Below are 13,382 nucleotides of genomic sequence, written 5' to 3'. Positions count from 1 at the left end.
CTTCCATGCAGACCGACAACGCCGAGTTCATCCGGCGCACCATCCGCAGCGTTCCGGACTGGCCCCAACCCGGTGTCATCTTCCGCGACATCACGCCGGTGCTGCAGGATCCCCGTGCGTTCCGGGTCCTGATCGATCTCTTCGTCTATCGCTATATGCGCCAGCGCCTGGATCTGGTGGCGGGCGTCGACGCGCGCGGCTTCATCGTGGGCAGCGTGCTTGCCTACGAGCTCAACCTGGGTTTCGTGCCGGTGCGTAAAAAGGGCAAACTGCCCTACCGCACCGTTGCCGAGGAATACTCGCTCGAGTACGGCAACGCGGCGGTCGAGATGCATACCGATTCCGTCCGCACCGGGCAGCGCGTTTTGCTCGTGGACGACCTGATCGCCACGGGCGGGACCATGCTGGCCGCGATCAAGCTGTTGCAGCGCCTGGGCGCCAACGTGGTGGAAGCCGCCGCCATCATCGACCTGCCGGACCTGGGCGGATCCGCCAAGGTCGCGGCCACGGGCACGCCGCTCTATACCGTCTGTCAGTACGGAACCGACCCCGCACCGTAGCGGGCTCAGGCGTCCGATAGCCGGGGCTGGATGAAATCCAGGAAGGCCTTGGTCTTGGCGGGCAGCATGCGTGACGGCAGCAGCGCGAACAGCGGCAGGGGCGTGAGGCTCCATTCGGGCAGCACGCGCACGAGGCCCGCCTGCTCGATGGCGCGTTCCATCGCGTCAAAGACCAGCAGCGGCGTAATGCCCAGGCCCTGTCCGGCCAGACGTCCCAGCATGCCGACGTTGTTCGCGGACAGGCGTCCCGACACCTGCACGCGCTCGACCTTGTCGGCCGAATGAAGCATCCAGAAGGATGACTCTTCGCGCATCGTCGGGCGCAAGCATTCGTGATGGGCAAGGTCCGCGGGCACGCGCGGCTCTCCGTGGCGCGCCAGGTACTGGGGCGACGCATACAACTGGTGCGCCATCAGCACGATCTTGCGCGAAATCAGGCTGGAATCGGGCTGCTGGCCAAATCGCAGGATCAGGTCGAACGGATTGCTGATGGGGTCGATCGGGCGCATGCTCAGATCGAAGTCGCATTCGATGTCCGGATGCTGTTCGCGGAATTCGCTGATGACGGCGGGCAGGAACAACTGTGCAAGGCTGGTCGGCAGGGAAATGCGCAGGCGCCCTTTGGGCTGCACCGCCATGTCCAGGAGCTGATCGTGCGCGATACGCGCTTCTTCCACGATGTGCCGGCAGCGCTCAAAGTAGATGGCGCCCGCTTCGGTCAGATCGATCTTGCGGGTGCTGCGGTTGAGCAGCCGCATGCCGACGCTGCGTTCCAGTTCGCTCACGCGGCGCGAAAGGGTGGAGGTCGGAATGTTCAAGGCTTCGGCGGCGTGGCTGAAATTCTTGCGCTTGGCGACCTCGACGAAGAGCGCGATGTCGTTAAGCTGGATATCCATGTGGCCCTCGAGACTCAAAATTCCATTTCTGGCAGATTCATATCATAAATGGATTTATTGTCCCGCCAGCAGAAATGTCTATTTCCCCATCCCGGACAGCAGCCTTCTGGCGTGGCGATTTCACGCTGCGTTACCTAGCTTGCTGAAGGCTGAACGCCGCCGGGGCTTGCAGCGGGGTGATCGACGCCGGGACTGGTCAAGGTGCGCGCATGCGTTACCCGATACATGCTGCAATTGTCCCATCGGTGCAAATATGTTCACCAAAATAAGGGTTTTTACTAAGCTCCAATCGCCAGATACTTCGTCCCCAGCAATCAACCGACATGTCGCACCTGCCAGCCTGGCAGAGGACGATGTGCAAGGTTTAGGATGGAGTCATCGAAATGAAAGCCCTAGCTACCGCACTTATGGTTACCGCCACGCTGGTGGGAATGTCCGCCGCACACGCCGATGGCAAGACGCGTGAACAGGTTCAACAGGAACTGCAGGCCGCCAAGGCCGCCGGCCAGGTCACGTTCGGCGAGCTGGATTACCCGCCCGCCGCCGCGCCGCGCACCACCCTGTCGCGTGAACAAGTCCAGCAGGAACTGCAGAGCGCCAAGGCCGCCGGCCAGGTGACGTCCGCCGAACTGGACTACCCGCCCAAGACCGTGGCGCAATCGGCAGGCAAGAGCCGCGATCAGGTCCGCCAGGAACTTGCGGATGCCAAGGCGCGCGGGGAATACACGTTTGGCGAATTGGACTACCCGCCCACGGGCCGGTGAATCGCAGGACCGGTTCCCCGGCAGCCGGGAACAACATGGAAAACCCCTTGCAACGCCGAGGGGTTTTTTGTTGGAACCTCCCTGAAGTGTGGCATTTACGCCGCAAAGATTATCCCGGCAGCCCAATAACTCTTGTCGATCCGAATGGGGCAGGAGGATGATTTCCCTCGGGGTCCCTCCTGGATTTGCATGGCATTCACGTTAATTATCAAGACATTATCGTGACTCTCCAGGGCGGGCGGGATGTAAGAAAAAGGTCATTGTCCCGCTAGTGGAAAGTAGTTCCTCGAAATCCTGGTTACTACAAATGGCTACAAACCGGACACTAGCTCCAATGCATGGGCCGCTCGCCTGTATGCAGCGGCACGCAGGTATCCGTCATTCGCGCGGCATATCCGCAATGTGCCTTTCATCTCGCCATTTTGGGGATTTATATGAAGAAGACGCTTTTGGCCGTGACGTTGCTGGCCGGCTTTGCCGGGGCAGCGCAGGCCGCCGACTCCGTTACGCTGTACGGCTTGATAGATGCCGGTGTCGGCTACGAAAAAGTGAAGTTCAAGGGTGATTCGCAAAGCCGCTTCGGCGGCGTGCAGGGCGTGAGCAGCGGCTCGCGTTTTGGCCTGCGCGGCACCGAAGACCTGGGCGATGGCCTGCGTGCCGTGTTCACCCTGGAAGGGGGCTTCGGTCCGATGAACGGCAAGTCGCTGCAAAGCAACCGCCTGTTCGGCCGCCAGGCCACGGTCGGCCTGGACAGCGATTCGTGGGGGCGCCTGGAATTCGGCCGCCAGACGAATCTGGCTTCCAAGTACTTCGGTTCGATCGACCCGTTCTCGACCAGCTACAACACCGCCAACATGGGCACCACGTTCGGTAGCGCCAACACGCTGCGCCTGGACAACATGGTCCTGTATCAAACCCCCAGCATGAGCGGCTTCAAGGCCGGCATCGGCTACTCGTTCAGCGCCGACGACAGCGTCAGCGACACGAAGCAGACGGGTTTCCAGACGGGTAACAACAACCGCGTGCTGACTGCCGGTGTGCAGTACGTAAACGGTCCGCTGAACCTGGCCGCCTCGTACGACCGCTTCAATCCGTCCAATGACCGCGCGGGCGGCAAGGATGCCGCGCGTATCCAGGAATACATCGTTGGCGGCACCTATGACTTTGAAGTCGTGAAGCTGGCTGCGGCGTTTGGCCAGACCCGTGACGGTTGGTTCCTGGGCCAGAACATGGGCACCACGCCGGAGGGCATGACCAACCTGGGCACGTTCAAGCTGGCTGACGGCTTTCGCGCCAATTCGTACATGATCGGCGCCACCGTGCCGTTGGGCCGCCACGCCGTGTTCGGTTCCTGGCAGCGCGCGACCGCCAACAACGACAAGCTGACCGGCGACGACGCGACGTTCAACGTCTACAGCCTGGGCTACACGTACGACTTTACCAAGCGCACCAACCTGTACGCCTACGCCTCCTATGGCGACAACTACGCGTTCCAGCACGATGCCACCGACACCGCGGTCGCGGTTGGCGTGCGTCACCGTTTCTAAGCGACTGAACGTCTGGCTGAACCTTGCTGAATGCGCGGCCCATTCTCCGTGAGCCGCCGAGTGACAGCGAACCCCCCTAACTGGGTTCAGCCAGGCGCATATTGAGCGCAGAAGGGAAGGGCCTCCGCAAGGAGGCCCTCTCGTTTTTCCGCCGGCGTTTCTACAGGAACAGTTTGTAGGCCGGGTTGTCGGTTTCGTTCCAATGCGGGTAACCGAGTTCGGCCACGAAATTGCGGAACTGCTTTTTGTCCGCGGGCGGCACCTGGATGCCGATCAGGATGCGGCCATAGTCCGCGCCCTGGTTGCGGTAATGGAACAGGCTGATGTTCCAGTCGGGATTCATTGCGTTCAGGAACCGCATCAGCGCGCCCGGACGTTCCGGGAATTCGAAACGGTACAGCAGCTCGTTGCGCGCCAGCGCCGACCGGCCGCCCACCATGTGGCGCAAGTGGGTCTTGGCCATTTCATCGTGGGTCAGGTCCAGCGTATCGAAGCCGTGGCGGCGGAAGTTCGCGGCGATCTTGTCCGGCTCGGCTGCCGACGACACCTGGATGCCGACGAAGACATGGGCGCGGTCCGCGTCCGAGATCCGGTAGTTGAACTCGGTGACGCTGCGCTCGCCTACCAGTTCGCAGAAGCGGCGGAAACTGCCCCGCTGCTCGGGCATCGTGACCGCGAACACGGCCTCGCGCATTTCGCCGACCTCGGCGCGTTCCGCCACGAAGCGCAGGCGGTCGAAGTTCATGTTGGCGCCGCAGGCGATGGCCACCAGCGTCTTGCCTTTCAGGTGGTGCTCGGCCGCGTACTGTTTGGCGCCCGCCACCGCCATCGCGCCCGCGGGCTCCAGCACGCTGCGCGTGTCCTGGAAGACATCCTTGATGGCGGCGCAGATCGCATCGGTGTTGACCACCACGAAGTCGTCGACATACTTGCGCGCGAGCTTGAAGGTTTCCGCGCCCACCATCTTGACCGCCGTGCCGTCCGAGAACAGGCCCACGTCATTCAATTGGACGCGCCGGCCGGCGCGCACGCTGCGCAGCATGGCGTCGGAGTCTTCGGTCTGCACGCCGATGATCTTGATCTCGGGCCGCAATTGCTTGATGTAGGCAGCCACCCCCGCGATCAGGCCGCCACCGCCGATGGCGACGAAGATGGCGTCGATCGGGCCGGGATGCTGGCGCAGGATCTCCATGCCCACCGTGCCCTGGCCGGCGATCACGTCGGGGTCGTCGAAGGGATGGACGAAGGTCAGCTTTTCTTTCTTTTCCAGGATCTGCGCATGCGCGTAGGCGTCCGAAAAACTCTCGCCGGCCAGCACGACCTCGCCGCCCAGGCGCCGGACCGCGTCGATCTTCACCTGGGGGCTGGTGGTGGGCATGACGATGACCGCGCGGCAGCCCAGACGGCTGGCCGCCAGCGCGACGCCCTGGGCGTGATTGCCGGCCGATGCCGCGATGACGCCGCGATTGCGGGCTGCGGGGGTCAGATTGGCCATCTTGTTGTACGCGCCGCGCAGCTTGAAGCTGAACACCGCCTGGGTATCTTCACGCTTGAGCATGATCGTGTTCGACATCCGCTGAGACAGCAGGGGCGCCGTTTCAAGCGGCGATTCGACCGCGACGTCATAGACCTTGGAAGTCAGGATGCGTTTCAGATAATCAGTGGACATGGACCGCGCGCAGGGGCAAGAGTGAAGACGTGGGGCAGATTATTACAGGGAAAGTCGTGTCGCCTTCCAGGTTTCTCGCGGCTACACTGCCGCAACTATGGAAGAAAGTCTCCTCACCGCGGTTCATTGGCTGCTGGGCGTGCTTGCACTGCCCTCGGTCGGCTTGTCGGCAATCTTCACGGTGTCGCTCGTGTCCGCCACCTTGCTTCCCCTGGGTTCCGAACCCGCGGTGTTCGGCTACATCAAGCTGGCGCCGGACATGTTCTGGCCCGCCATCCTGGTGGCGACGGCGGGTAACACGGTAGGCGGCGCCATCAGCTACGCCATGGGTCTGGGCGCGGAAAAGGCCGTTGAGCGCTGGAAGGAAAAACACCCGCATCCGCATCCGAAGGCGACCGAACGCGGACGCATGCGCGGGCGCTGGAACGAACGCGCCCATGATTGGCTGCACCGGATGGGGCCGCCGGCCCTGCTTTTGTCCTGGCTGCCCGCGGTGGGCGACCCCCTTTGCGCGGTGGCCGGGTGGCTGCGGCTGTCTTTCTGGCCATGCGTGTTCTATATGGCCATCGGCAAATTCATGCGCTATCTGTTCATGACCGCCGGTCTGCTCTGGTTCTTTCCCGGGCAGGTGTAGCGCCGGCACCGGTAAAAAAGGGGACGTATTGACACGTTTTCCCCGCGCTTTGGACCGGCTTTCCGGGGGTATTAGGGGTCAACTCGGGACTATGGCATAAAATACTTTTTTAAGGGCCCCCTCTTGCCGCCATGAACGCCCCACTCGCTAGCCACATCTTGAACGGGGCGATGCCGCCCGCAGCACCCGCGCGCTTGCGCGAAATCCCCTACAACTACACCTCGTTCTCCGATCGCGAGATCGTTGGCCGTCTGCTAGGCGAAGACGCCTGGAGCCTGCTGACCGATCTGCGCGGCGAGCGCCGCACGGGGCGTTCCGCCCGGATGCTGTATGAAGTGCTGGGCGATATCTGGGTCGTGCGCCGCAATCCGTATCTGCAGGACGACCTGCTCGACAACCCCAAGCGCCGCAAGCAACTGATCGACGCCCTGCATCACAGGCTGGGCGAAATCGACCGCCGCCGCGAGCCGGGCGTTCCCGCCGCCGAAGGCCACGATCCGCATCGCGACGAGAAGGTCGTCGGCCTGCTGGCGCGGGCGCGTTCCGCCATCGCTGCATTCGAAGGGGAATTCGACCAGACCACCATGATGCGCAAGCAGGCTCAGAAGGTGCTGGGCCGCATCACGGCGCGAGACAACATCAAGTTCGACGGCCTGTCGCGCGTGTCGCACGTCACGGACGCGACTGACTGGCGCGTCGAGTATCCCTTCGTCGTGCTGACGCCCGACACCGAGGACGAGATCGCCGCGCTGGTCACCGCCTGTATCGAACTGGGACTGACCATCGTCCCGCGCGGCGGCGGCACCGGGTACACCGGCGGCGCGATTCCGCTGACCTGGAAGTCGGCGGTCATCAACACTGAAAAGTTCGACAAGCTGGGCAAGGTCGAGTCCTGTATCTTGCCCGGGCTCACCGAGCCCGTGGCGGTGATCCATGCCGGCGCCGGCGTGGTGACCAAGCGCGTGTCCGAAGCGGCCGAGGCCGCGGGCTTCGTGTTCGCCGTGGATCCGACATCGGCCGAGGCTTCCTGCGTGGGCGGCAACATCGCCATGAACGCGGGCGGCAAGAAGGCCGTGCTGTGGGGCACCGCGCTGGACAACCTGGCCTGGTGGCGCATGGTCGACCCCGACGGCAACTGGCTCGAAGTGACGCGCCTGGACCACAACATGGGCAAGATCCATGACGTGGAACTGGCGCGCTTCGAACTCAAATGGTTCGACGGCAAGGGCAAGCCCGGCGAACGCCTGCTCAAGACCGAAACGCTGGAGATCCACGGCCGCGTCTTTCGCAAGGAAGGCCTGGGCAAGGACGTCACCGACAAATTCCTGGCCGGCCTGCCGGGCATCCAGAAAGAAGGCTGCGACGGCCTGATCACGTCGGCGCGCTGGGTGCTGCATCGCATGCCGCGCCACACGCGCACCGTCTGCATGGAGTTCTTCGGACAGGCGCGCGACGCCATCCCGTCGATTGTCGAGGTCAAGGATTACCTGGACGGCGAGGGCCGCGAACGAGGTGCCATCCTGGCCGGCCTTGAGCACCTGGACGAACGCTACCTGCGCGCGGTGGGCTACGCCACCAAGAGCAAGCGCGGCGTGCTGCCCAAGATGGTCCTGATCGGCGACATCGTCGGCGATGACGACGACGCGGTGGCCGCGGCCGCCAGCGAGGTCGTGCGCCTGGCCAACACCCGCCACGGCGAGGGCTTCGTGGCCGTCAGCCCCGAGGCGCGCAAGAAATTCTGGCTGGACCGCTCGCGCACCGCCGCCATCGCGCGCCACACCAACGCCTTCAAGATCAACGAAGACGTCGTGATCCCGTTGCCCCGCATGGGCGAATACACGGATCACATCGAGCGCATCAATATCGAACTGTCGACCCGCAACAAGCTCAAGCTGCTGGGTGAGCTGGACGCCTATCTGTGCACGCCGCTGCAAGTGGGCAAGGCGGACGAGGCCGACGTCGAGACCTCGCGCGCCGAGGTGCTGGCCGACCGCACGCGCCAGGCGCTGGAACTGCTGGGCGGCGCGCGCCAGCGCTGGCAATGGCTGCTGGACAACCTGGACCTGCCCCTGCCGCAGGCGCTGCCGCAACTGGAAGGCCTGGGCCTGGGCGATCTGCGCGCCGCGCTGTCGGAGCGCCTTGCCGCGCAACCGGGCGCGCGCGTGTTCGACGTGGTGCAGGACCGCACGATCCGCGTGTCCTGGAAGACCGAGGTGCTGGCCGCCCTGCAGCGCACGTTCTCGGGCGCCGCCTACAAGAAGATCGTCGATGAGCTGGTGGCCATCCATGGCCGCGTGCTCAAGAGCCGGGTGTTCGTGGCGCTGCACATGCACGCGGGCGACGGCAACGTCCATACCAATATCCCGGTCAACTCGGACGACTACGAAATGCTGGGCGAGGCCCACGCGGCCGTCGAACGCATCATGCAGATCGCCCGCGACCTGGATGGCGTGATCTCGGGCGAGCACGGTATCGGCCTGACCAAATACGAGTTCCTGACCGAGGCCGAGCTGGCCCCCTTCCAGGACTACAAGCGCCGCGTGGACCCCAACGGCCACTTCAATGCCGGCAAGCTCATGCCGGGCGCGGACCTGCGCCACGCGTGGACGCCCAGCTTCAACCTGATGGGCCACGAATCGCTGATCATGCAGCAAAGCGATATCGGCGCCATCTCGGAATCCATCAAGGACTGCCTGCGCTGCGGCAAGTGCAAGCCGGTGTGCGCCACCCATGTGCCGCGCGCGAACCTGCTGTATTCGCCGCGCAACAAGATCCTGGCGACGTCCCTGCTGGTGGAAGCCTTCCTGTACGAGGAGCAGACCCGGCGCGGCGTCAGCCTGAAGCACTGGGAAGAATTCGAGGACGTGGCCGACCACTGCACCGTCTGCCACAAGTGCTACAACCCCTGTCCGGTCGATATCGACTTCGGCGACGTGTCCATGAACATGCGCGCCGTGCTGCGCCGCATGGGCCGCAAATCGTTCAATCCGGGCACGGCCAGCGCGATGTTCTTCCTGAACGCGAAGGATCCGGCCACGATCAACGCCACCCGCAAGGCGATGGTGGGCGTGGGATACAAGGTGCAGCGCGCCGCGCACGACCTGTTTTCTGGCCTGGTGAAGAAGCAGACCGCCAAGCCGCCGGCCACGGTGGGCAAGCCGCCACTGCGCGAGCAGGTGGTGCATTTCGTGAACAAGAAAATGCCCGGCGGGCTGCCCAAGCAGGCCGCGCGCAAGCTGCTGGACATCGAAGACGCGAACTACGTGCCGATCATTCGCGATCCCAAGGCCACCACGGCCGACACGGAAGCGGTGTTCTACTTCCCCGGCTGCGGTTCCGAGCGCCTGTTTTCGCAGGTGGGCCTGGCCACGCAGGCCATGCTCTGGCATGCGGGCGTGCAGACCGTGCTGCCGCCGGGCTATCTGTGCTGCGGCTATCCCCAGCGCGGCAACGGCATGACGGACAAGGCCGAACAGATCATCACCGACAACCGGGTGCTGTTCCATCGCGTGGCCAACACGCTGAACTACCTGGATATCAAGACGGTGGTGGTCAGTTGCGGCACCTGCTATGACCAGCTTGCCGGCTATGAATTCGAGAAGATCTTCCCGGGCTGCCGCCTGATCGATATTCACGAATACCTGCTGGAAAAGGGCATCAAGCTGGAGGGCGCCACGGGCGTGCGGTACATGTATCACGACCCCTGCCATACGCCCATGAAGCTGCAGGAACCCATGAAGACCGTGCGCGCGCTGGTGGGCGACGATGCCGTCAAGAGCGACCGCTGCTGCGGCGAATCGGGCACGCTCGCGGTCAGCCGTCCGGACATCTCCACGCAGGTGCGCTTCCGCAAGCAGGAAGAGCTGCTGAAGGGCGATGCCGCGATGCGCAGCGACGGCTTCACGGGCGACGTGAAGGTCCTGACTTCGTGCCCGTCGTGCCTGCAAGGCCTGTCGCGCTATGAAGGCGACACCGGGATGGAAGCGGACTACATCGTGGTCGAGATGGCGCGCCACATCCTGGGCGAAGGCTGGATGGAAGACTACGTCCGCCGCGCCAATGCGGGCGGGATCGAGCGGGTGCTGGTCTAAAGGGGCGCCTCGGCAGCCCGCCTGGGGCCGCCGGCCCCGGGCAATCCGGTATCGCTATTGAAAGAAAGCCGCGGTCGGCAATGACCGCGGCTTTTTCTTTTCACGGCCGCGCCGCCGGAACCGGCCCGTTTCTACCCCCCTTGAAACCGGAAAAACAGCGCCCATGTTCGTATCGAAGCGATCAGACCTCAGTCACGGCTCTGGCGATGGCGGCGGGTCTAGGTCGGTCCCTTTTTTACTCGGGAGATCCTTATGAGCAACGTTTCCTTCAGCGACAGCGGCTTGGCCGCCGCGTTCGACGCCATCCAGGAACACATGAACCACGCGCTGCGCGGCGCCGGTGTTCCCGCCACCTTGCGCGCAACGCCCCGGGCGTATTTCCCGCCGGTCAATGTCGGCGTGTCCTCGGATTCGATCGAGGTCGTCGCCTTCGTGCCCGGCATGGAACCCGATGCCTTGAACGTATCGATCGAAAAGCGGCTGTTGACGATCAGCGGCGAACGCAAGGCGCCGGAGCTTCCTGAAAATGCCCGGTACTACGCGCGAGAGCGCGCGGAAGGCCGCTACACGCGGGTGGTCGAGCTGCCCGCCGATGCGGACCCCGACAACGTGCAGGCGCGCTACACGGACGGCTGCCTGGCCATTTCCATCAAGCGCAAGGAATCGGCCAAGCCTCGCGTCGTCACCGTGCAGTGACGTTTCCCCGCAACCGCATAAGGAGTATCGATCATGAATGAACGCAAAGACCTGACCGTGCCCGCGGAAGCGGCGGTCTCCGACAAGCGCGACACGCGGGGCGTCACCCTGCCCGCCGTGGATATCTTCGAGGACAAGGAAGGGATCAGCCTGATCGCCGACCTGCCCGGGGTGTCCAAGGACAGGCTGCGCATCAACGTGGAAGGCGATGTGCTGCTGATCGAAGGCGAGGCCTCGGTCGCCACGCCGGCCGATTTCCGGCTGGTGCTTGGCGAGATGCGTGCGCCCTTGTTCCGGCGGGCCTTCAAGCTGGGGCAGGAGTTTGACCGCTCGCAGATCAACGCCACCCTGAAGCAGGGCCTGCTGACGCTGCGCATCCCGCGCGCGCGCGAAGCGCAGCCGCGGCAGATCCCCGTCGTGGCCGGCTGAGCCGGGTCCGTCGCCCCGCGGCGGCGGCCATGAAAAAAGCCGCGGTCATGCCGACCGCGGCTTTTTTGCCGACCGCGAGGTCTTGCGGAACGGTCATTCCAGCTTGATGTTCGCCTGCTTGATCACCTTCGCCCAGGCGTCGCGTTCCTGCTCGGCGTAGGACTTGAAATCCTGGGCCGACATCGGCATGGGGAAGACGCCCATGTCCAGCATCTTCTGCGAGACGGCCGGGGTCTTCAAGGTGGCGTCCAGGTCGGCCGACAGCTTCTTGACCACCGCTTCCGGCACGCCGGCCGGGCCGACCAGGCCCTGCCAGGCATAGGCGGTGAAGTTGGCGACGCCTTGTTCGGCCATGGTGGGCGTGTCCGGCAGCACCGAGACGCGCTCGGGCGTGGCGGCGGCCAGCACGCGCAGCTTGCCGGCCTTGACGTTGGGCAGGCCCGAAGCCAGGTCGATGAACATCAGGTCCACCTGGCCACCCAGCAGATCCTGGATGGCGGGCGCGGCGCCCTTGTACGGCACGTGCAGCAGGTTGGCGCCCGTGCGCTGCTTGAAGAGCTCCAGGGCCAGGTGATGGGGCGAACCCGCGCCGGCGGAGGCGGCCGACAGCTTGCCGGGCTCTTTCTTGGCGGCGGCCAGCACGTCGTCCACCGTCTTGTAGGGCGAGTTGACGTTCACGGCCAGCAGCAGCGGGAACTTGGCGATGCCGCCGATGTAGGTGAACTTGGACGGATCGTAGGACAGCTTGGCGTACAGCGAGGAATTGAACGCGAGCGTGCCCGAGTCCGCCGTCCCGACCATGTAGCCGTTGGGTTCCGCCTGTGCGATGGCGGTGGCGCCGATGATGGTGCCGGCGCCGGGACGGTTCTCGACCACGATGGTCTGGCCCAGCGTCTTTTCAAGGCTGCTGGCCACGGTGCGCGCCACCACGTCGGTTCCGCCGCCGGCGGGGTAGGGAACGATCCAGCGGACCGGCTGCGTGGGCCAGGATTGGGCGGAAGCCGCGGTGGCGGCCAGCGACAGGGCGGCAAGCGCCAGCAAGCGCTTTGCGTGCTTGTGCATGGAGTGTCTCCTCGTGCGGGATATAGTGAGTGCGGCGCTTGCGTCGTTGATCGACGTCAACTTGCGCCGCGATTTTTTTGCGTCGCTATTATGCCTTGCGCTTACGCAAAAAGGGGTCCGTCGATTGGACCCCTCTCAATGTCCGCACCCCCCGCGTCACTGCGGATCGGGATAGGTACGCGCACCGAAGATGGCCGTGCCGATGCGTACTTCCGTCGAGCCTTCCTCGATGGCCAGCTCGAAATCCCCGCTCATGCCCATCGACAGGCGGTCCAGCGAAACGCCGGCGATGTTCTCCTGGACCAGCCGGTCGCGCAATTCGCGCAGCGCGCGAAAGCAGGCCCGCACTTCGGCGGGATCGGGGGAGTTCACGGCCAGCGTCATCAGTCCCCGAACGCGCAAGGTCGGGAATTCCGTGGCGATCCGGCGAAGGAAGGCGGACACGTCTTCCGGCGCCATCCCATATTTGCTGGGTTCGGACGAGGTCTTGACCTGCACCAGCACGTCCAGGGTCCGGCCCTCGTTTTGCAGCCGGCGATGCAGGGCTTCGGCCAGGTCAGGGCGGTCCAGCGACTGGACCTCGGTGGCGTCGCGGGCGGCATCCTTGGCCTTGTTGGTCTGCAGATGGCCGATCAGCACCCATTGCAGCCCCTGGCCGGCCAGCGCGGCCGCCTTCTGGCGGATCTCCTGGGTCTTGTTCTCGCCAAAGCGGGTCAGCCCCAGCGACATGGCCTCGCGAATGGACTCCACATCGAACGTCTTGCTGACGGGCAGCAACGTCACGCTGTCGGGATGCCGGCCCGCGCGTTCGCAGGCCTGGGTGATGCGTTGCTGGATCTGGGCAAGGCGCCCGGCCATGGTGTCTACGGCGGTCATGCAGCTCTCTTGCAGGAACAGGGTGTCCCATAGTGTAGGACGCGCCAGGATCGTTTCACCACATTGCCCGCGTCCAGCGTTGACCCTGCATAATCGGCAGGCTTAGAATTTGAAGGGATTTGTTTATATTTCAAAGTTCTATACCGTCCGGCGCCGCC

The 13,382-nt window shown here is 64.3% G+C and carries 11 protein-coding genes; 7 read left to right on the top strand and 4 right to left on the bottom strand.

Features of this window, described 5'->3' with window-relative positions:
• The first annotated feature begins 5 nt into the window (after positions 1–5).
• Positions 6–560 carry an adenine phosphoribosyltransferase gene (locus ASE30_RS18285; RefSeq protein ID WP_057285685.1) on the top strand — a complete coding sequence of 185 codons (555 nt, stop codon included), beginning with the start codon at positions 6–8 and terminating at the stop codon, positions 558–560.
• 5 nt (positions 561–565) lie between these two features.
• Here ASE30_RS18285 and ASE30_RS18280 read toward each other — a convergent pair whose 3' ends face one another.
• Positions 566–1,456, bottom strand: coding sequence for a LysR family transcriptional regulator (locus tag ASE30_RS18280; RefSeq protein ID WP_057285684.1), 891 nt, complete (start codon positions 1,454–1,456; stop codon positions 566–568).
• A 383-nt stretch (positions 1,457–1,839) separates the two neighbouring features.
• On the opposite strand from ASE30_RS18280, the gene ASE30_RS18275 reads away from it, so the two are divergent.
• On the top strand, positions 1,840–2,220 hold the full coding sequence (locus ASE30_RS18275; protein WP_057285683.1) for a DUF4148 domain-containing protein: 381 nt from the start codon (positions 1,840–1,842) through the stop codon (positions 2,218–2,220).
• Between the two features lie 434 nt (positions 2,221–2,654).
• Complete coding sequence (locus tag ASE30_RS18270) at positions 2,655–3,767, top strand: porin (RefSeq protein WP_057285682.1); 1,113 nt, start codon at positions 2,655–2,657, stop codon at positions 3,765–3,767.
• Positions 3,768–3,927: 160 nt separating this feature from the next.
• Here ASE30_RS18270 and ilvA read toward each other — a convergent pair whose 3' ends face one another.
• On the bottom strand, positions 3,928–5,436 hold the full coding sequence (gene ilvA, locus ASE30_RS18265; protein ID WP_057285681.1) for a threonine ammonia-lyase, biosynthetic: 1,509 nt from the start codon (positions 5,434–5,436) through the stop codon (positions 3,928–3,930).
• A 97-nt stretch (positions 5,437–5,533) separates the two neighbouring features.
• Here ilvA and ASE30_RS18260 point away from each other — a divergent pair, with 97 nt between their 5' ends.
• From ASE30_RS18260 to ASE30_RS18245, 4 genes are all read left to right on the top strand, one after another.
• Positions 5,534–6,070, top strand: a complete 537-nt coding sequence (locus tag ASE30_RS18260; RefSeq protein WP_057285680.1) for a YqaA family protein — start codon at positions 5,534–5,536, stop codon at positions 6,068–6,070.
• Positions 6,071–6,201: 131 nt separating this feature from the next.
• A complete protein-coding gene (locus tag ASE30_RS18255) occupies positions 6,202–10,161 on the top strand; it encodes an FAD/FMN-binding oxidoreductase (protein WP_057285679.1) in 3,960 nt (1,319 codons plus the stop codon).
• A 252-nt stretch (positions 10,162–10,413) separates the two neighbouring features.
• The gene (locus ASE30_RS18250) at positions 10,414–10,857 is read left to right on the top strand and encodes an Hsp20/alpha crystallin family protein (RefSeq protein WP_057285678.1); all 444 of its coding nucleotides are present in this window, start codon (positions 10,414–10,416) and stop codon (positions 10,855–10,857) included.
• A 33-nt stretch (positions 10,858–10,890) separates the two neighbouring features.
• A complete protein-coding gene (locus ASE30_RS18245) occupies positions 10,891–11,286 on the top strand; it encodes an Hsp20/alpha crystallin family protein (protein ID WP_057285677.1) in 396 nt (131 codons plus the stop codon).
• A gap of 93 nt (positions 11,287–11,379) precedes the next feature.
• Here the strand turns inward: ASE30_RS18245 and ASE30_RS18240 are convergent, their stop codons facing one another.
• Positions 11,380–12,348: a tripartite tricarboxylate transporter substrate binding protein gene (locus ASE30_RS18240; RefSeq protein ID WP_057285676.1), complete on the bottom strand. Its 969-nt coding sequence runs from the start codon at positions 12,346–12,348 to the stop codon at positions 11,380–11,382.
• A gap of 156 nt (positions 12,349–12,504) precedes the next feature.
• The gene (locus ASE30_RS18235; protein ID WP_057285675.1) at positions 12,505–13,224 is read right to left on the bottom strand and encodes a YggS family pyridoxal phosphate-dependent enzyme; all 720 of its coding nucleotides are present in this window, start codon (positions 13,222–13,224) and stop codon (positions 12,505–12,507) included.
• Positions 13,225–13,382 lie beyond the last annotated feature (158 nt).

It is taken from the genome of Achromobacter sp. Root83 (assembly GCF_001428845.1).
GTDB lineage: Bacteria > Pseudomonadota > Gammaproteobacteria > Burkholderiales > Burkholderiaceae_B > Achromobacter.
The sequence above is the reverse complement of the archived record's forward strand: the minus strand, read 5'-3'. Positions and strand labels throughout refer to the sequence as shown.